This window comes from Methylobacterium sp. AC690, from assembly GCF_979256535.1.
The window spans coordinates 198,405-216,657 of sequence record NZ_CEEDOX010000002.1 but is presented as its reverse complement, the minus strand read 5'-3'; the positions used below and the strand labels follow the sequence as shown (position 1 = coordinate 216,657).

The following is an 18,253-nucleotide window of genomic DNA, read 5'->3' as shown; positions in this document are numbered from 1 at the left end:
ATGGCGCCGAGCCCCTGAAGCGCTCTGCGCTGTTGAAGCGGCGAGGCCCGCACGATACGCACAAAACCCGAGGCGTGGCCGTTGCCGGACGCCGTCTCCCAACCCACCTTGGCCATATGCTCGATCGAGGCCCGCCCCAGCCTTCCCCCACCGCTGAAGCCGACGGCTCGGAGGCGGCCGACGTCCCCTTCGGCGCCCTCCAGCAATGCGTGGCCCTGCGCGACTGGCTGCTGAGCGAGGGCGCGCGCATGCCGAAGGCCGAGGACCTGCTGTCCGGCCTGGCCGAGCGCCTGATCAGGCTCGACGTGCCGGTGGACCGGGCCACCACGGCCATCGATGCCCTGCATTCCGAGTATTCGGGTGTCGGGCGGTTCTGGACCCGCGAGATGGGCTCGACGGTTCGTCTGTTCCCGCACGGGGAAGCATCGGACCGGGCCTATCGCGCGAGCCCGTTCTTCCGCGTTCATGAGACCGGCGAGTGGTTGATCCTCGATCTCGCCGAGACCCCGGATGAGGCGTTCGCGGTCATTCCCGACCTGAAGGCCGAGGGCTACCGGCACTACATCGTCGCGCCGCTGTTCTTCACCAACGGCACGCGCAACGGCATCTCCTTTGCCACCCGGTCCCCGGCGGGGTTCCGCGACGAGGACGTGGCGATCCTGCGCTTCGTCATGCCGACGCTGGCCGCGGTGATGGAGATGCGCAGCATCAACAAGCAGCTCGACCACGTCCTGCGGATCTATGTCGGAGACGAGCCGCACAAGGCGATCCTCGGGGGCTCCATCCGTCGCGGTCACGTTCAGCGCATCCGCTCCGCGATCCTGTTTGCCGACATGCGCGATTATACGCGCATCTCCGCCGACATGACGCCGGAGGAGGCCGTCGACCTCCTGAACATCTTCTTCGACTGCCTGGTGCCAGCCATCGAGCGCGAGGGCGGGGAGGTCCTGAAGTATCTCGGCGACGGGCTGCTGGCGATCTTCCGTGAGCCGGGCGACGACCTGGGCGGTGCCGCCAAGGGGGCGCTCACGGCGTCCCAGAGCGCCATGGCGGCCTTGGCCGAGGCCAATGCCCTGGGCCGGTTCGCCAATCCGGTGGCCGCCGGCATCGCCCTGCATCACGGCGAGGCCGCTTACGGCAATGTCGGCTCCGGCGCGCGGCTGGACTTCACCGTGATCGGGCGCGACGTGAACCTGGCGAGCCGGGTCGCCCGCCTCAACCGGACGCTGGCCGAACCGATCCTGATGACGAAGCCCTTCGTCGACTTCCTCTGGGACATGCCGGAGCCCCTCGGCGAGCACGCGCTCGACGGGTTTGCCGAACCCATGGGCGTCTATCGGCCGGCGCGTCCGTCCGCCGCCTGAGGCCCGCTCGGGGATTGACCCCGGCGCGTGGACGGCCCACATCAGGGGTGTTCCAGGGAGATCCCCGGCAAGGGGCTGAGAAACCGATGGCCGTCCGTTCGCGGATGGCGGCGCGGAAATCCTTCGAACCTGACCCGGTTCATACCGGCGTAGGGATTGGACCGCGGGTTTCTGCTCAAGCCCGGCACGCTTCACCGCTCGAAGCTGCAGCCCCACCAATCTCGACGCCGGTCGCGGAGATTGTGTTGGACGTGATCCCGAACGCCTTCCTCAACCTGCGACGGACGCACGGCGATGCTCCGCCGGCCGTCGTCGCTCCAGCCCGCAGTGACGTCGTCGTCGTCGGGGCTGGCTTGATCGGCCTGTCGGCGGCCTGGCGCCTGGCGCAGGCCGGGCGGTCTGTGACCGTTCTGGAGCGGGACACCGTCGGCGCCGGGGCGAGCCTCGCCGCAACCGGCATGCTGGCCCCTGCCGCCGAGCACGAGCCGGGTTCCGACCCGCTCCTGCCCCTGGCCCTGGAGAGCCTGTCGCGCTGGCCGGCTTTTCGCGATGACCTTCAGGCCGCGGCCGGCCTCGACATCGACTATCGCGAGGAGGGCACCCTGGTGCTCGCCATCGGCCGCGACGAGGTCGAGCGCCTGCGCTTCCGGCACGACCTGCAGAAGCGCTCAGGCCTCGACGCCCGCTGGCTCACCGGCCCCGAGGTTCGGGCCCGCGAGCCGCGCCTGCGTCCCGCCGTCACCGCCGGCCTGTTCTGCCCACACGACCACCAAGTCGATCCGAGCCGGGTGATGGCCGCCCTCGTCCAGGCCTGCCTCGCTGCCGGAGTCGCCATCGTGGAGGGCTGCGGTGTCGAGGCCCTGGACTGGAGCGCCGGCCGGGTCACGGGCGTGCGTACGGCCCAGGGCATCCGTCAGGCCGACACCGTCGTGCTCGCCTCCGGCGCCTGGAGCGGGGAGGCGGGGCTCCTGCCCGACCATCTCGCCCTGCCGGTCCGGCCCCTGCGCGGTCAGTCGCTCGCCCTGCGGACCACCGCCCGCACCGGCACCCTCGCCCACATGGTCTGGACCGAGCAGGTCCACATGGCGCCGAAGAGCGACGGCCATCTCATCGTCGGCGCAACGGTGGAGGATTGCGGCTTCGTTCCCGGCGTCACGGCCGGCGGGCTCTACGCCCTGCTGGAGGGCGCACGTCGCGTCCTGCCCGGCATCGAGGAGATGGCGGTGGAAGCGATCTGGAGCGGCTTCCGGCCGACTTCAGACGACGATGCCCCGATCATCGATGCCCTGGCGCCCGGCCTCGTGGTCGCCACCGGCCATCATCGCAACGGCTACCTGCTGGCCCCGGCCACCGCCGACGCGGTTGCGGCCCTGGTCGCCGCGGGAGCGCTGCCGGATTATGCCCGGGATTTCGGCCGGGCCCGCTTCGCGTCGCCGCCGCGGAGGGCCTTCGCATGAAGCTCCGAGTCAACGGCGAGGTCCGCGAAAGCACGGCCGCCGACCTCGACGCCCTGTTCCGGGAAGAGGCCGAGGAGACCGGCCTTGAGAGCCCGCAGGGTATCGCCATCGCGCTCAACGGCGCCGTGATCCGACGCCGGGACTGGGCTGCCACCGCGCTCAGCGACGGCGACCGCGTCGAGATCGTGCGCGCGATGCAGGGCGGCTGATCGGGAGGGAGAACACCATGGCAGGAGGCCGGGAATGACCGAGATCGCGAACGACACGGACACGCTGGTGATCGGCGGTGTGAGCCTGGGCTCGCGTCTGTTCATCGGAACCGCCGGCTACCCTACGCAGAGCATCCTGTTCGATGCGGTCGCGGCCTCGGGCGCCGAGGTGGTCACGGCTTCGATCCGCCGGGTTTCGCTGCAGGGGCATGGCTCGGATACGCTGCGCCGGCTCAAGGGGCACCGCTTCCTGCCGAACACCGCTGGCTGCGAGACGGCGCGCGACGCGATCATGACGGCCGAACTCGCCCGCGAGGCCCTCGACACGAACTGGATCAAGGTCGAGGTCATCGGCGACCGCGAAACGCTGTACCCCGACGTCGCCGAGCTGCGGGAGGCCTGTCGCCACCTCGTCGACGACGGCTTCACCGTGCTGCCCTATTGCAACGACGATCCGGTGGTCTGCCAGCGCCTCGCCGATCTCGGCTGCGCTGCCGTGATGCCCATGGGCTCGCTGATCGGCTCCGGCATGGGTGTCGCCAACCCGGCCAACCTGGAGCTGATCTGTCGGCGCTCGCCCGTGCCGGTCATCGTCGATGCCGGCATCGGCACCGCCTCCGACGCGGTCATCGCCATGGAGCTCGGCGCCGCCGGCTGCCTGCTGAACACGGCGGTCGCCAAGGCCGACGATCCGGTGCGGATGGCCCGCGCCATGCGCAACGCGGTCCAGGCAGGTCGCGACGCGTATCTCGCCGGACGGATCCCGAAGCGGGGCCGGGCCGAACCGTCGAGCCCGCAACTGGGCCTCGTGGGCTCGTGAGCCGGGTTTCGACCGACGCGCCGGCCGGCGCGCGACGATGAGCGGCCTGCCCGCGCGGCTGCTGGTGGTGACGGACAGGTCGGCGACCGATGCGCCGGCGGTCGCCGCTCGGCACCTCTGCGCCACGCTCGAACGCCTCCTGCGGGCCGGCGCCCGCTGGGTCTGGTTTCGCGAGCGCGACCTGGCACCGGAGGCGCGGCGCGCACTCGCCCGGGACATCGCCCGCCTCGTGCAGGCCGAGGGCGGTTCGCTGACCATCGGTGCGGATGCGGCGCTCGCCGCTGAACTCGGCGCCGACGGTGTCCATCTGCCCGGCGGGAGTACCGCGACCGGGATCGCCGAAGCCCGCCGGCGCCTGCCCGGTGGCCGTATCGGCGTGTCCGCGCATACGCCGGATGAGGTTGCGGTCGCCGCCCGAGCCGGCGCCGACTACGCCACCCTGAGCCCGATCTTTCCGACGCCGAGCAAGCCGGGCTACGGTCCCGCCCTCGGAGCAGAGGCGCTGAGAACCGCGGCTGGGTTCGGCATGCCGGTGATTGCCCTCGGGGGAATGACAGTTGATCGCGTGGACCTATGCCGCGCGGCCGGCGCTGCGGGCGTCGCGGTGATGGGCGCGCTGATGCGCAGCGTGGATCCGGCCGCCGAGGTGCGTGCCTATCGTGCCCGCCTCAAGACGTGATCTGATTGGCGATTCAGACCTGCGATCCAGACTTGCGATTCAAACTTGCGATGATGGGCAAGGAGCCGGCGCATGTGGGGCAAGAACCGATTTCTCGACCGCGTGCCGGTGCAGCACCCGATCGTCCAGGCGCCGATGATCGGGCCGAAGCCGGCCCTTGCCGCCAGCGTCAGCGCCGCTGGCGGCCTCGGCTCCCTCGCCTGCGCGGCGATGAACCCGGACGCGGTGCGCAGCGAGGCCGCGGCGATCCGGGCGCGGACGGACGCGCCGTTCAACCTGAACTTCTTCTGCCACGTGCCGGAAACGCCGGATGACGAGCGCGAGGCCGCCTGGCGCAGCCGGCTCGCACCCTACTACGCGGAACTCTGCCTCGATCCGGCGGCTCCCATCGCCATGGCGCAACGGTCTCCGTTCGATGACGCGATGCTCGCGGTCGTCGCCGAGGTCCGGCCGGCGGTGGTAAGCTTCCATTTCGGCCTGCCGGAGGCGTCGCTTCTCGACCGCGTCCGGGCGCTCGGCTGCACCATTCTCTCGTCCGCCACCACCGTGCGCGAAGCGCGCTGGCTCGCCGAGCGCGGGGTCGACGCGATCATCGCGCAGGGGGCCGAAGCCGGCGGGCATCGTGGACTGTTCCTCGGCAGCGATCCCGCGACACAGGTCGGCACGATGGCGCTGGTGCCCCAGGTGGTCGACGCGGTGGACGTGCCCGTGATCGCAGCCGGGGGGATCGCCGATGCCCGCGGGATCGCCGCCGCCTTCATGCTCGGTGCCTCGGCCGTTCAGCTGGGAACGGCCTACCTGCGCTGCACGGAAGCCGGTCTCTCGGGTCCGCACCGCGAGGCCCTGCGCCGGGCGCGCGACGAGGACACGACGATCACCAACGTGCTCACGGGTAAGCCCGCCCGGGGACTCGTGAATCGCGTCATCCGCGAACTCGGGCCGCTGTGCGCAGATGCGCCGGTGTTCCCCACGGCCGCCATCGGCCTTCAACCCTTGCGGATCGAGGCCGAGCGGCGCGGCTCGGGCGATTTCTCGCCCCTCTGGGCCGGGCAGGGGGCACCCCTTGCCCGCGAGACGGAGGCGGGTCGTCTGACCGTCGAGCTCGCCGAGGGCGCGCTCAGGCTCCTGGGTGGCCCAAGGGCCTGATCACTTCGCCGTCGCCGGGCCGTAGGGCGGCCGGGGGATCGCCCGGTGGGCGGCGCGCAAAGCCGCCGACCAGCGCTCACGCAGATCATGGAAGTAGCTCTCACCGGCTTCGATCCGGTGATTCACCTCGAGGTCGAGGGCGTTGCGGCGGGCGACCGCGATGTCGATGGGCAAGCCGACGCCGAGATTCGAGCGCATCGTCGAATCCATCGAGACGAGGCCGACCTTGAGGGCGTCGTAGAGGTCGGTCTCGTACTTCACCGCCCGGTCGAGGATCGGTTTGCCGTACTTGTGCTCCCCGATCTGCAGGAAGGGCGCGTCGCCGCTGCACTCGATGAAGTTACCGGCCGAGTAGATCAGGTAGAGCTTCATCGGGTCGGAGCCGATCTGTCCGCCGAACAGCAGCGAGACCGAGAAGCGCAGGTTGGCCGCCTCGAATCCCGCCTTCTCGATCTCGCGGACACGCCGGATGGCGCGGCCGACGAGCTGGGCCGCCTGGAACATCGTCGGCGCCTCGACGAGCTTCATCTTCGGCTCGCCGGCATCGCCCTCCACGCCCTCGGCCAGAAGGCTGAGGACCGACTGGGTGATCGAGAGGTTGCCGGCGGAGGCCAGCATCATCACGCGCTCGCCCGGCACGTTGAAGTGGTGGAGCTTGCGGTAGGTCGAGATGTCGTCGAGCCCGGCATTGGTCCGGGTGTCGGCGATCATCACCAGCCCCTCCTCGACGAGGACACCGACGCAGTAGGTCATGGTGCGGTCTTTCTCGCGCGTCCGTCCGCGATCAGGACTGGACGGAAGCCTGTGCCTGCTCGACGCGAAGCGTCACGTCGAGTGTTTCTGTCCCGCCGCCCATGCGGCTGCCGCGAATTGGCGCCGCCCCGAGATAGTCGAGGGCAACGGCCACACGGATATGGGCCTCGGTGGTGGCGATGCCGTGGGCGGCGTCGAAGCCGATCCAGCCGAGCCCCGGCACCAGCGCTTCGGCCCAGGCATGGCCGGAGCCCTGATCCGCGTCCCGGTCGGCGTGGTGGTAGTACCCTGAGACGTAGCGCGTGGGAATCTCAAGGTGGCGGGCCGCCGCGATGAAGAGATGGGTGATGTCCTGGCAGACGCCCTTTTCCTGGGTGAAGGCCTGCGCGGCGTTCGTGCTGGCGCTGGCCGGGCCGGGAACGAAGGCGACCCGCTGGTGCACGGCGGCGAGCAGCCGGTGCAGGCAGGGCAGGGGCGCCGGGTCGCCGGCCGCCGCGACCTCCTGGGCGAAGGCCTGGATGGCGTCGTTGGCAAGGGCGAGGTCCGAATCCCGCAGATAGAACACGTCCGGCAGGCGCTCGATCGTGCCGCGCACGATGCCGTGCATCTCCAGGGTGTCGACCTCTCCGGTGACCCGGATCGACAGGGCCTCGGCCGGCTCGTCCGCGGTGAACCAGTGCACGACGTTGCCGAAGCCGTCCTCGCGCTCGCTGACGCGGCCGTCGACGGAGGGCTCGATGCGCCAGCGCCGGACATACTGGCCGTCATGGTCGCGCGGACGCAGACGCAGGACCTGGATCAGCCCGCGCGCAGGCTGCTCGTAGGTGTAGTTGGTCTCGTGGAAGACGCGGATTCGCATGCGGCGACCTTTGCGCGGCGTCGGGCCGGGGCCGGCCCTATACCAGATATTGCTCGATGACCGCTGCGCCGAGGCGATTGTTCTCGACGATGAACTCCGTCACGAACTCATGCAGGCCGGATGAGAAGATGCGATTGATGTTCTCGCCCTCGAGCCGCGCGAGGGTGTTGCTGGCCAGGCGCTGGCTCGCGCCGCGCCGCCCGTAGGCGTCGGCGATGAGGTCGAGGTGCTCCACCAGCATGCCGTAGCAGTTGCTGAAGGAGCGCGGCATCTGCCGGTTCAGGATGAGGAGATCGGCCACCAGGAGCGGCTTCACGCTCTCGCGGTAGACCCAGTGATAGGCGTTGAAGGCCGAGACCTCACGCAGGATCGTGGTCCACTGGAAATAGTCGAGGCTGCCGCCGACCTTCTCCGAGGCGGGCAGCAGGATGCGGTATTTCACGTCGAGGATGCGGGCCGTGTTGTCCGCCCGCTCGATGGCCGTGCCGAGGCGCGTGAACCAGTAGGCGTCGTTGCGCAGCATGGTGCGGTAGGCCGAGCCGTCGAAGGCGAGGGAGACGCCCTTCACCCAGTCGAGGAAGCGGGTGAACTCGTCGCGGTTGAGGTCGCGTCCCTCGTAGTTGCGCAGTTCGAGCCAGGCGCCGTTGATGGCATCCCACATCTCGGTGGTCAGCGCCGTGCGGACGCTGCGGGCGTTCTCGCGCGCGGTCTCGATGCAGGAGCGGATCGACGAGGGGTTGTGGGGGCTGAAGGCGAGGAAGTCGCAGACGGTGGCTTCGGTGACGCTGTCGTAGAGCGGCTTGAACACCTCCGGATCGCCCGCCGAGGCCAGGGCGGAGGCCCACTCGTTGGTCTCGCCGCCGCCGTAGCTCGACGGCAGGGCGGCCAGGCGCAGGGCGGCATCGAGGATGCGGGCGACGAACTCCGCTCGCTCGGCGTAGCGCGAGAGCCAATACAGGTTGTCGGCGGTCCGGGACAGCATGGGGTTCCATCGGGACGTCGGCCGGCATCGGGCATGCAGGCCGCAGGGCGGAAAGGACTATGCCGGAGCCGGCACGGGCTTGGAAAGGCACCCGGCACGGAACGCCGGGCCGGATGCCGCGCGATGTCTCAGGCGTCGAGGACCCAGGTGTCCTTGGTGCCGCCGCCCTGGCTCGAGTTCACGACGAGCGACCCTTCCTTCAGGGCGACCCGGGTCAGGCCGCCGGGGACGATGCGGATCTCGTCCGAGCCGCACAGCACGAACGGGCGCAGGTCCACGTGCCGGGGGGCGACGCCGGATGCGACGAAGGTCGGGCAGGTGGAGAGCGCCAGGGTCGGCTGGGCGATGAACCCGTCCGGCGCGTGCTTCAGCTTGCGTCCGAACTCCTCGATCTCGCGCTTGGTGGCGTGCGGGCCGACCAGCATGCCGTAGCCGCCGGAGCCATTGACCTCCTTCACCACGAGCTCGCCGAGATTGTCCATGACGTAGGCGAAGGCCTCCTTCTCGCGGCAGCGATAGGTCGGCACGTTGTGCAGGATCGGCTCCTCGCCGGTGAAGAATTTCACGATCTCCGGCATGTAGCTGTAGACCGCCTTGTCGTCGGCGATGCCGGTGCCGACCGCGTTGGCCAGGGTCACGGTCCCGCGCTCGTAGGCGTTCATGATGCCGGGGACGCCGAGCACGGAGTCCGGGCGGAAGACCAGCGGATCGAGGAAATCGTCGTCGAGGCGGCGGTACAGCACGTCGACCCGGCGCGGCCCCTCGGTCGTCCGCATGTAGACGACATCGTCCTTGGTGAAGAGGTCGGAGGCCTCAACGAGGTCGACCCCGAGCTTGTCGGCCAGGAACGAGTGCTCGTAAAAGGCCGAGTTGTAGCGGCCCGGCGTAAGCAGCGCGACGGTGGGGTCGCGCGTCGCCGTGGACGGCGCGAGGCTGCGCAGGGTCGCCAGCAAGGCGTCGGGATAATTCTCGACCGGCGCGACGCGGTGGCGGGAGAACAGCTCCGGGAACAGCCGCAGCATGACCTCGCGGTTCTCCAGCATGTAGGAGACGCCCGACGGGGTCCGGGCATTGTCCTCGAGCACGAAGAAGTCGTTCTCACCGGTGCGGACAATATCGATGCCGGCAATGTGGACGTAGAGGTCGTGCGGCACCCGGAAAGCCCGCATCTCCATCCGGTAATGCGGGTTGCGGTAGACGAGGTCGGCCGGGATCACGCCGGCCTTGATGCATTCCTGCGCCCCGTAGATGTCCTTCAGGAACGCGTTGATGGCGGTGACGCGCTGCTTGAGACCCCGCTCCAGGAACCCCCATTCGGGCTTGGTGATGACCCGCGGGATGATGTCGAAGGGGATCAGCCGCTCGGTGGACTCGTTCGCGCCGTAAACCGCGAAGGTGATGCCGATGCGCCGGAAGAGCATCTCGGCCTGGCTGCGGCGGGTGTTGAAATGCTCGGGCGGCGTGGTGTCGAGCCAGTGCTTCAGGCTGTCGTAGGCTTCGCGCACGGCGGGGTTGCTCAGCGCCCCATCGGGCAGCCCGGTCATCTCGTCGAATGCAGCGAGCGCCATTCGCGTCTCCCCCTTGAACACCGTTCTTGTCTAGGCAAGAGGCGCGCCAGCGACCTGAGATCGGAGTCCGCGCCCACCGCCCTTGCGTGTACGGTAGCACGTTCAGATCAACTTCAAGCCCTTGAAGCTGGCGTGACCCTCCCGACCCAGGATGATGTGATCGTGGATCAGGATGCCGAGGGGGTCCAGGACGCCGATGAGCTCGCGGGTCATCCGGATATCGGTGGCCGAAGGGGTCGGGTCGCCCGAGGGATGATTGTGAGCCAGGATGATGGCGGTGGCCGAGAGCTCGAGGGCGCGGCGCGCCACCTCGCGCGGATAGACCGGCGTGTGGTCGACGGTTCCCCGCCCCTGGACCTCGTCGGCGATGAGGTGGTTGCGCCGGTCGAGGAACAGCACGCGAAACTGCTCGCGCGCCGCGAAGGCCATGGTGGCGCGGCAATATTCGAGCACGGCGCTCCAGGAGGAGAGCAGGGGCCGACCGGCGATCGCCCCGCGCGCCAGCCGATGTCCTGCCGCTTCAATGAGCTTCAGGTCGGCGATGACCCCGGGGCCAATGCCTTCAATTTCAGCAAGGCGCGCGGGCTCGGCGCTTACCACCTCGGCAAAGCTGCCGAAGCGCCGGATCAGGGCCTTGGCCAGGGGCTTCACGTCCCGGCGGGGAATGGCCCGGAAGAGGGCGAGTTCGAGCAGTTCGTAGTCCGGAAGCGCATCGGCTCCGCCCTGGGCGAACCGGGCGCGCAGGCGATCACGATGGCCGAGGTAATGCGGCTCGCCGTCCGACGGGTCAGGCGTGGACGGCGGCCGCGTGGTCATGGTTCGACGTCAGCCGGCCGTCGGCGCGGGCTGGTGCAAACCCTTCGGCGAGAGGGTGAAGATCTCCGCCCCCGTCTCCGTCACCGCCACAGTGTGCTCGAACTGCGCCGAGAGCGAGCGGTCACGGGTCACCGCGGTCCAGCCGTCAGAGAGGACCTTCACCGCCGGACGGCCGAGATTGATCATGGGCTCCACGGTGAAGAACTGGCCGGGTTGGAACTTCACGTCGTAACTCGGCTCGACGTAGTGCAGGATGGTCGGGGCATCGTGGTAGGTGCGCCCGAGGCCGTGGCCGCAGAAGTCGCGCACGACCGAGCAGCGTTCCGCCTCGGCATAGGCCTGGATGGCGCGGCCGATATCCGTGGTGGAGCCGCCCGGCTTGATCGCCGCGATGCCGCGCATCAAGCACTCGTGGGTGATCTCGCACAGGCGCTGGGCCTTGCGCGGCACCTCGCCGACATAGGCCATCCGGCTCGAATCGCCGTGCCAGCCGTCGACGATGAGGCAGATGTCGAGGTTGACGATGTCACCGTCCCGCAGGGGCTTGTCGTTCGGGATGCCGTGGCAGACCACGTGGTTGATCGAGGTGCAGATCGACTTCGGGTAGCCGCGGTAGAGCAGCGAGGCCGGGTAGGCGCCGTGGTCCATCGCGAAGGTGTAGGCGAGCTTGTCGAGATGGTCCGTCGTGACGCCGGGGGCGGTGGCCTCCATCAGCAGATCCAGGGCCTCCGCGGTCAGACGGCCGGCCTTGCGCATGCCCTCGAAGGCCTCCGGTCCATGGATCGGCGGTTGGGGTGCGCGGCGTCCGCTCTCGGAGACGGCCTGTTCGTTCTGGGTCATGGGGACGTTTCGCGGAAGGGAACCGGGGCAGGGCCTGACCCTATGTACGGTGACGTGCGCGCGAGGCCAACCCTTCGCGCGCACTGCACTAGGCTTGCGCCGGGGGAGAGGCTAGAGACGGGTCCCGGCAGACCCCGACAACACGGATGCCCGCACGAGGACGATCCTTCCATGAGGACGGGTCTCCGGCGGGCCGGCAAGCAGGACAAGGCGATGGCTGACAAGGCGGTCCCGCATTTCCACAACGAGCCCGGCGTGGCGGTGATTCACGTCGGCTCAAAAGAGTTCATGTGCATCGGGGCGAAGCCGCCCTTCGATCATCCGCACATCTTCCTCGATATGGGCACGGACGACGAGACCATCTGCCAGTATTGCTCGACGCTGTTCCGCTATCGCCCGACCCTGGCTGCTGGAAACGCCGACCCGGCGATCTGTGTCTGGGACGACCGGACTTCGGCCGCCGCCTGATTCGGCGAAGCGGCTCCGTGCCGGCCCTGAACATCGCCATCGTCGGCGCGGGCATCGGCGGCCTCACGGCCGCGCTCACCCTCGATGCCGCCGGCCATGCCGTCACCCTCATCGAGCGCCGCACAGGCTTCAGCGAAGTCGGTGCCGGGATCCAGCTCTCCCCGAATGCCAGCCGGGTATTGATCGGCCTCGGGCTCGGCGCCGCCCTGCGCCGCGCGGCGAGCGAGCCGCCGGCGGTGGTGGTGCGGGCCCTGACGAGCGGCGCTGTCATCGGCGGCGTCGCGCTCGGAGCCAATCTGCGCGAGCGCTTCGGCGCCCCCTACTACGTCATCCACCGGGCCGACCTTCAGACCCTGCTCCTCGACGCGGTGCGCGGCCGGCCCGGGATCCGCCTCCTGGTGGGACGGGACGTGACCGGTCTGGCGGAGCGCCCGGACGGGATCGACCTGACGCTGGAGAGCGGGACGGGCACGCGGACCGATCGGTTTTCCGCCGACCTCGTCATCGGAGCCGACGGCGTACGCTCCCGCCTGCGCAGCCACCTCGACGGGAAGGAGCTGCGGTCCGGCCGTGCCGCGGCGTGGCGGGCCATCGTTCCGCGGGAAGCCCTGCCGCCCGAACTCTCCGGTGAGACCACGGGCCTGTGGCTCGGACCGGCGCGCCACGTGGTGCATTACCCGATCCGCGGGGGGCAACACGTCAACGTCGTCGCGGTCATCCCGGAGCGGAAAGGCAGCGAGGGATGGGGTCAGCTCGGTGAGCCCGCCGTGCTGCGCGCCCGCTTCCGCGATGCGGCCGCGCCCCTCGCGGCCCTCCTGGCCGTGCCGGATTCCTGGCTGGTCTGGTCGCTGGAGGATCGGGGTGCCGCGCGTCCGATGGCGCGCGGACGCCTCGCCCTGATCGGGGACGCCGCCCACCCGATCCTGCCTTTCCTGGCACAGGGAGCCGCCCTTGCGATCGAGGATGCGGCGATCCTCGCCAGGGAACTGGGCGCGGACGGTACCGACCTCGGTGCTGCCCTGGACCGATACGATGCGGTGCGACGCGCGCGGGTGCGCCGCGTGCGCCGGGCTGCCCGCGCCAATGGCCGCACCTATCATGCGGGTCCCCTCGTGGGGACAATCCGCAACGCCGTCATGCGCCGCCTCGGTCCGGACGGGATGAACCGCCGCTACGCCTGGCTCTACGGCTGGACGCCTTGATCTGCGGAGGCCGCCCCGCTACCGCTGATGTCGGCATGCGGACGTGGCGAAACCGGTAGACGCACGAGACTTAAAATCTTGCGGCCTTTGGCTGTGCGGGTTCGAGTCCCGCCGTCCGCACCAATCCTGTCGCTCGCGTCCCGCCCCCTGTCGGATCGCCGCGCCGATCAGCGCCGCGACCGGCGGAGATAGGTGAACAGCCCCCAGACACCCACGAGGGCCAGGCCCGCCAGCGCCGTCGAACGCAGTGGCGCTCGGGTGGTCGTTGCGCTGGCCGTAGACAGCCGGGGCGAGGCGCTTTGTCCGTCCAGGATCCAGGCGAGCGAGCGCCGGAGTTCGCCGGCGGCATCGCGGTCGAACCAATGGCCGTGGGCGAAGATCACCCGGTCCGGATTGAAAGCGACGAGGCGCTGTGCAGCCCGGACCGTGTCCCGATGGTTCAGGCGCAGGAGAAGCCGCATATAAAGGGGCGCCCGACCCTCGGGCGCAACGATGCCGAGCAGGCGGGCCAGGGGGCGCGCGAAGACCGGCAGGAGGTCGCCCTCGAGGTTGATGATCAGGTCCGTGAGCAGAAGCGTCCGACTCGGACGATGGAACAGGCAGATTTCCTTGAACACGGGGCCAGCGACGAGGACCTGATCGATCTCGTTCGCCCAGACGCGGGGTGGCCGGTCCGACAATTCCGCATCGATCGCGAGGCCTGATCGGCGCACCTGGCTCCGGTCTTCCAGGCCGGGCACGGCCCAGGTGATCGCGTTGGGGCAGGCGGCTTGCCAGTCCTTCAGGAACAGCCAATGACCGATGCTCGGCGCCACGAGGTGCCCGATGCGCCCAAGGCTTTCCACGGCGCGCTGAAGGCCCGGGTGGTACGGAACGGGCGAATGGAGCAGCAGCTCGCCGCCGCTCAGTCGCAGCACCGTCATTCGGAGGGGAAGGGGAATGCCGCCCGCGTGGATTGGCGCCGCGTCGACGATCCAGACGCCGTCCGCCACCTCCTTGGGCTGATTGAGGGGCGGGTAGCTCAGGTCATGCGCCAAAATCCGGTACTCCGCATCGACGACGAACACCCGGGAGAACGCCGGGGCGGAACCCGAAGGTCCGTCCGTCGTGCACAATCACGGCGGTCGTTTGCGGACGGCGGGATGCAATGTCGTCGCGCCACCTGCCAGCCAGCCGCGGTATGAAGGACACGGCTCCCCAAACTTGCCGACAGGTCTGGTGATTCGAAGGGGCGGGCACCGTACCGTGGCACGGTCTCTCATCTGCGGCAGGCGGCCGTGATGAGCGTCACCGCGCATGGCGGCAAGCCGTCGGCGTCGCCCGAACGCTAATTCGGTCGCGATCGGCTGCCCGCATCGTGCGGATGCCGGAGGACCGCAATCAGTGCTTCCAGGGCGTCCGCCAGTCGATCAGGAAGGTCTTCGTCGATCTGGGGCGGAAACGAGAGGGCCAATGCGCGATCGACGCCGACACGAAAAGGTGTTCGGTTGCAATTGTCAGGACGAGGAAAGCAGAAATATGGGTAGTCGAAATGCATCTCAACAGTCGGCTACGGCGCCGTTCGCTGACGGATAGTCGATCTACCCGCGAATAGTGCTAACGCGAGTCGGCAGAGACGGTTGCGCCGGCTTGTGTGATGACGGATTAAGGAAGAGGCCGTCCAGCCTGCCCGGCCGGCCTCGGTGAGGGATCCGACTACCAGCCGCGAGGGCCGTAGGGACGGTCGCAATCCGGCCGATACCCGTACCCGGCGCGGCGATAGGCGTATCCGCCGAATCCCTCACCATAGGGTCGGATTACCGCCCGCGGGCTGCGATAGACCGAGACGGCGTCGTACGCGGACTCGCCGACCACCGGTGCCCGGCGGTAGGGCAGGACGGGACCCGCATCGTCGTCGACATAGCGGGATTCGGGACGTCCATAGCCGTCGCCGTAGGCAGGAGCGTCGCGAGCCTCAGAGATGGCGCCTCCCAGAAGCGCGCCGGCCGCGAGCCCCCCAATGACACCGGCCAAGAGAGCGCCACCCTGACCGCGGGCCTGCGCCTCGGGTGCTCCGAATGTTCCCATCGCCACGAGCGCAACGGCCGTCAAAGCTGCCAACGTCTTCATCGCCCATCCCCTGTGTTCATCGAGGAGGCCGGCATCGTGCGCGGTCTCGGCAGCCCATCCGGTCTTGTCCCGGTTGCCGAGAAGGAGAATGCCGAAGCGGCGCTGCACCCAAGCTGAAGCGTGTCGGCAGCCGCCGTTCAGATGCTCTTGGGGGCGTCGCTTGGTATCCCGCCGGACGAATCGCGCCATTCGAACGCTCGGATAGGATTCCCTCTTGTGGGATATCGCTGCCAGGGCAAAAACGGTGGGCGCATTCGCGCGTCACGCACGCCGTTCGCGCCGCAGTCCCTTCCTCCTGCTCAGAGCCCCGCATGACCCCGGAACAAGTTGTCCTCGTCCAGGACAGTTTCGCCAAGGTTCGGCCGATCGCTGACACTGCGGCAGATCTCTTCTACGGACGTCTGTTCGAAATCGCCCCGCAGGTTCGGACGATGTTTCCGGATGACATGCGTGAACAGAAGAAAAAACTCATGGCGATGCTGGGTCTTGCGGTCACCAACCTGCACAAGCCCGAGATGGTGGTGCCGGCGCTGCAGACGCTGGGCCGACAGCACGTCTCGTTCGGAACGCAGGCCGCGCATTACGAACCCGTGGGCGCCGCCCTGCTCTGGACGCTGGAGCAGGGCCTGGGCCCAGATTTCACGCCCGCGGTGCGGGAGGCCTGGGTGGAAACCTATACGCTCGTGGCAAACGTGATGAAGTCGGCCGCTGCCGAGGTTCGGCGGCCCGATCCCACCGCGGACGCTTGATCTGCGCGGCGCTGGAACCAACGCGCGCGGCAAGCGTAGGCGTTCCAGATTCGTTCGTGTTTTCCGAGGACCCCGATGCGTGCCCGCCTGACGTCCCTTGTCTCCGGATTGACCCTGGCGACGGTTTTGGTCTGTCCCGCCTGGGCCGAGGTCTTGATCGCCGTCGACAAGGACGCGCAACGCATGACCGTCACCGTCGACGGCCAGCCCCGCTACGACTGGCCGGTCTCGACGGGCGCGGACGGTTACGACACACCCGGCGGAGCCCATCGGCCGTTCCGGATGGAGCGCACGCACTTTTCGCGCGAGTTTGACGACGCACCGATGCCGAACGCAATCTTCTTCACCGGGCAGGGCCACGCAATTCACGGGACCAATCACACCCGTCGCCTCGGCAGCGCGGCGTCCCATGGCTGTGTTCGGCTCGCCCCGAAGAATGCAGCGACCCTGTTCAGCCTGGTCAAGGCTCAGGGCATGGGTAAGACCCGGGTGGTCATCGAGGGCAGTTCCGTGATGGCCTCGCGGCGGCGTCGCGGCGACGACGTCGGCGTGATGTCGGCCGGCATGCAGATGGGACGCGAGCCGTACGGGGCCTATCGGGCGGCCGCGGTGCGATCGGTCCCGCGTCGGGCCCCCGTCTACGAAGTTCGGGATCCGGCCGGCGACGGTGACGCCTATTTCGTGGGTGACGATTTCTATTAGGCGGATCGAAGCCGGCGCCGTCCTCCGCCGCAGCGGAGCGGTTAGCCGAATGCGCTGGCCCGCACCCCGTCGAAATTGGCCGATTCAGGTGCCAGGGTCGCGGACTCGACCCGATTCCGGCCGCCGTGCTTGGCCCGGTAGAGAGCATCGTCCGCCGCCTTGAGGAGATCGGCGGAAGCGATCGCAAGGGATCCGAGGCTTCCATGCGCCGTGGCCACGCCGATGCTGACGGTGACGTGAGCCCCGTCGCAGAGGCCCGGATGGGGATAGGCCAGGGCCTGGACCGCCAGGCGCAAGCTCTCGCCGATCCGCCCGGCGGCCGAAGGGTCTGCCCCCGCGAGGAAAACGATGAACTCCTCGCCGCCGTAGCGCGCCACTTGCCCGCCGTGGCGATCCGCCGTCGCAGCGAGCGCCTGGGCGACCTGTCTCAGGCAGCGGTCGCCTTCGGGATGGCCTGCGGTATCGTTCAGGCGCTTGAAGGCATCGATATCGATCAGCATCAGCACGGCCCAGGTGCTGCCCGCGCAGGCCTCGGCCCAGAGGGTTTGCAATTGCGTCGCGGCGCTGCGCCGATTGCGAAGTCCGGTCAGGCTGTCGGTCTCCGACAGGATCGTCAGCCGCGCATTGGCATCTGCAAGGTCCCTGTCGCGCGCCGATTTCTCCAACGTCAGCAGAAAGGCCTCCCTGCAGGTCCACTCGCGCGAATAAGCGAGCTTGAGCGGCACGAGGGTGAGGCTGGCGATCAACAGCGGCAGCCCGATCGCTTCGCTGCGCGGAAGAACAAATCCGACGATGTAGACCGCGTAGAGACCGAATGCGCTTCCGCAGAGGACGAGGCTGTGCCGGAAGGAGAGCGGCGCGATCATGCCCACCACCATTGGGACGATCACCGCGAGGATGAGGTAGGTACCCGCATGGGGCTGCGGTGCGATCCGGGCGCTGTTCAGGACGATCACCATGTCCAGCAGCGCGATCCCGGTGACGATCCCGGCTTGGCGCCGGGCTGTGGTGATGCCGTGCAGGCCGGCAATCGCCATCAGCCCCGCCGGCAGGAACACGCCCAAGGTCAGGAAAGCCGGAACCGTGAACTGCTCGGGACCGAACAGGTCGAAATCCATCTTCAGCGACAGAACATTGAAGACGATGAAGATCAGGATCCAAGACTGGAGGTAAGTCGCCCGAGAGCAGCGGATCGTCTCGGAGAACTGTGCTTCGAGGTCTTCAGGCAGGCGCAGGCGATACCAGGGCCTGTGGCGTGCAGCCTCGATCAGGCTGGGTTTCGATTCGGGCATGGGGCTCGTTCACCAGCGATCCCGGGAGTTTATACGCGTCCTGCTTGCACGCGCGTAAACGACTTCCACGGGCCGCTCGCAGCCCCGGTCCTCCGCATCGCCGCCACGGGTCGCATTGCATCGCGGCCTGATCCTGTTAAGACCCAGCGCATGCTGAAGGATCGAGCCAGATTGTACGCACGGCCCACGCCGCCGTAGCTCCGCTCTCCTCGGCGCCTGCCTTCCGTTCAGGCTCCAT

General features: G+C 68.8%; 19 protein-coding genes, 1 tRNA gene and 1 riboswitch. Of the genes, 11 read left to right on the top strand and 9 right to left on the bottom strand.

The window, feature by feature from the left end:
* The first annotated feature begins 116 nt into the window (after nucleotides 1–116).
* From AC0IY1_RS03390 to AC0IY1_RS03365, 6 genes are all read left to right on the top strand, one after another.
* Entirely contained in the window at nucleotides 117–1,364 is a 1,248-nt protein-coding gene (locus tag AC0IY1_RS03390) for an adenylate/guanylate cyclase domain-containing protein (protein ID WP_471767747.1), read from the top strand.
* Between the two features lie 45 nt (nucleotides 1,365–1,409).
* A riboswitch (TPP riboswitch) is annotated at nucleotides 1,410–1,538 on the top strand.
* A gap of 101 nt (nucleotides 1,539–1,639) precedes the next feature.
* Entirely contained in the window at nucleotides 1,640–2,821 is a 1,182-nt protein-coding gene (gene thiO, locus AC0IY1_RS03385; RefSeq protein ID WP_471767953.1) for a glycine oxidase ThiO, read from the top strand.
* The gene (gene thiS / locus AC0IY1_RS03380) at nucleotides 2,818–3,030 is read left to right on the top strand and encodes a sulfur carrier protein ThiS (protein ID WP_055956337.1); all 213 of its coding nucleotides are present in this window, start codon (nucleotides 2,818–2,820) and stop codon (nucleotides 3,028–3,030) included. The genes thiO and thiS overlap by 4 nt, the downstream gene beginning before the upstream one ends.
* A gap of 34 nt (nucleotides 3,031–3,064) precedes the next feature.
* Nucleotides 3,065–3,850 carry a thiazole synthase gene (gene thiG, locus AC0IY1_RS03375; RefSeq protein WP_471767744.1) on the top strand — a complete coding sequence of 262 codons (786 nt, stop codon included), beginning with the start codon at nucleotides 3,065–3,067 and terminating at the stop codon, nucleotides 3,848–3,850.
* A 37-nt stretch (nucleotides 3,851–3,887) separates the two neighbouring features.
* Entirely contained in the window at nucleotides 3,888–4,529 is a 642-nt protein-coding gene (locus tag AC0IY1_RS03370) for a thiamine phosphate synthase (RefSeq protein WP_471767742.1), read from the top strand.
* A gap of 72 nt (nucleotides 4,530–4,601) precedes the next feature.
* Nucleotides 4,602–5,675: an NAD(P)H-dependent flavin oxidoreductase gene (locus AC0IY1_RS03365; RefSeq protein WP_471767741.1), complete on the top strand. Its 1,074-nt coding sequence runs from the start codon at nucleotides 4,602–4,604 to the stop codon at nucleotides 5,673–5,675.
* Here the strand turns inward: AC0IY1_RS03365 and AC0IY1_RS03360 are convergent, their stop codons facing one another.
* From AC0IY1_RS03360 to map, 6 genes are all read right to left on the bottom strand, one after another.
* Nucleotides 5,676–6,428 (bottom strand): proteasome-type protease, encoded by a 753-nt coding sequence (locus AC0IY1_RS03360; RefSeq protein WP_056218845.1) that lies wholly within the window; start codon nucleotides 6,426–6,428, stop codon nucleotides 5,676–5,678. It lies immediately after the preceding gene.
* A 31-nt stretch (nucleotides 6,429–6,459) separates the two neighbouring features.
* Entirely contained in the window at nucleotides 6,460–7,287 is an 828-nt protein-coding gene (locus AC0IY1_RS03355) for a transglutaminase family protein (RefSeq protein ID WP_055956319.1), read from the bottom strand.
* Nucleotides 7,288–7,324: 37 nt separating this feature from the next.
* Entirely contained in the window at nucleotides 7,325–8,269 is a 945-nt protein-coding gene (locus AC0IY1_RS03350; RefSeq protein ID WP_055956317.1) for an alpha-E domain-containing protein, read from the bottom strand.
* A gap of 128 nt (nucleotides 8,270–8,397) precedes the next feature.
* Complete coding sequence (locus tag AC0IY1_RS03345; protein WP_103710383.1) at nucleotides 8,398–9,837, bottom strand: circularly permuted type 2 ATP-grasp protein; 1,440 nt, start codon at nucleotides 9,835–9,837, stop codon at nucleotides 8,398–8,400.
* Nucleotides 9,838–9,939: 102 nt separating this feature from the next.
* Nucleotides 9,940–10,653: a RadC family protein gene (radC, locus tag AC0IY1_RS03340; RefSeq protein WP_471767737.1), complete on the bottom strand. Its 714-nt coding sequence runs from the start codon at nucleotides 10,651–10,653 to the stop codon at nucleotides 9,940–9,942.
* A 9-nt stretch (nucleotides 10,654–10,662) separates the two neighbouring features.
* Nucleotides 10,663–11,493, bottom strand: coding sequence for a type I methionyl aminopeptidase (gene map, locus AC0IY1_RS03335; RefSeq protein WP_055956307.1), 831 nt, complete (start codon nucleotides 11,491–11,493; stop codon nucleotides 10,663–10,665).
* A gap of 213 nt (nucleotides 11,494–11,706) precedes the next feature.
* Between map and AC0IY1_RS03330 the strand changes: the two genes are divergently transcribed.
* The 3 genes from AC0IY1_RS03330 to AC0IY1_RS03320 all read left to right on the top strand — a co-directional run bounded on the left by AC0IY1_RS03330 (nucleotide 11,707) and on the right by AC0IY1_RS03320 (nucleotide 13,286).
* Nucleotides 11,707–11,961 (top strand): zinc-finger domain-containing protein, encoded by a 255-nt coding sequence (locus AC0IY1_RS03330; protein ID WP_055956304.1) that lies wholly within the window; start codon nucleotides 11,707–11,709, stop codon nucleotides 11,959–11,961.
* A 17-nt stretch (nucleotides 11,962–11,978) separates the two neighbouring features.
* Nucleotides 11,979–13,163, top strand: a complete 1,185-nt coding sequence (locus AC0IY1_RS03325; RefSeq protein ID WP_471767734.1) for an FAD-dependent monooxygenase — start codon at nucleotides 11,979–11,981, stop codon at nucleotides 13,161–13,163.
* Between the two features lie 37 nt (nucleotides 13,164–13,200).
* Nucleotides 13,201–13,286 (top strand) — tRNA-Leu (locus AC0IY1_RS03320).
* Between the two features lie 44 nt (nucleotides 13,287–13,330).
* Here the strand turns inward: AC0IY1_RS03320 and AC0IY1_RS03315 are convergent.
* A complete protein-coding gene (locus AC0IY1_RS03315) occupies nucleotides 13,331–14,278 on the bottom strand; it encodes a DUF4336 domain-containing protein (RefSeq protein WP_471767732.1) in 948 nt (315 codons plus the stop codon).
* Nucleotides 14,279–14,858: 580 nt separating this feature from the next.
* The gene (locus AC0IY1_RS03310) at nucleotides 14,859–15,461 is read right to left on the bottom strand and encodes a hypothetical protein (RefSeq protein ID WP_471767731.1); all 603 of its coding nucleotides are present in this window, start codon (nucleotides 15,459–15,461) and stop codon (nucleotides 14,859–14,861) included.
* A gap of 122 nt (nucleotides 15,462–15,583) precedes the next feature.
* Between AC0IY1_RS03310 and AC0IY1_RS03305 the strand changes: the two genes are divergently transcribed.
* Both AC0IY1_RS03305 and AC0IY1_RS03300 read left to right on the top strand, forming a co-directional pair.
* Complete coding sequence (locus tag AC0IY1_RS03305) at nucleotides 15,584–16,021, top strand: globin family protein (protein WP_471767729.1); 438 nt, start codon at nucleotides 15,584–15,586, stop codon at nucleotides 16,019–16,021.
* Nucleotides 16,022–16,096: 75 nt separating this feature from the next.
* Nucleotides 16,097–16,723: a L,D-transpeptidase gene (locus tag AC0IY1_RS03300; RefSeq protein WP_471767727.1), complete on the top strand. Its 627-nt coding sequence runs from the start codon at nucleotides 16,097–16,099 to the stop codon at nucleotides 16,721–16,723.
* 41 nt (nucleotides 16,724–16,764) lie between these two features.
* Here the strand turns inward: AC0IY1_RS03300 and AC0IY1_RS03295 are convergent, their stop codons facing one another.
* A complete protein-coding gene (locus AC0IY1_RS03295) occupies nucleotides 16,765–18,015 on the bottom strand; it encodes a GGDEF domain-containing protein (RefSeq protein ID WP_471767725.1) in 1,251 nt (416 codons plus the stop codon).
* Nucleotides 18,016–18,253 lie beyond the last annotated feature (238 nt).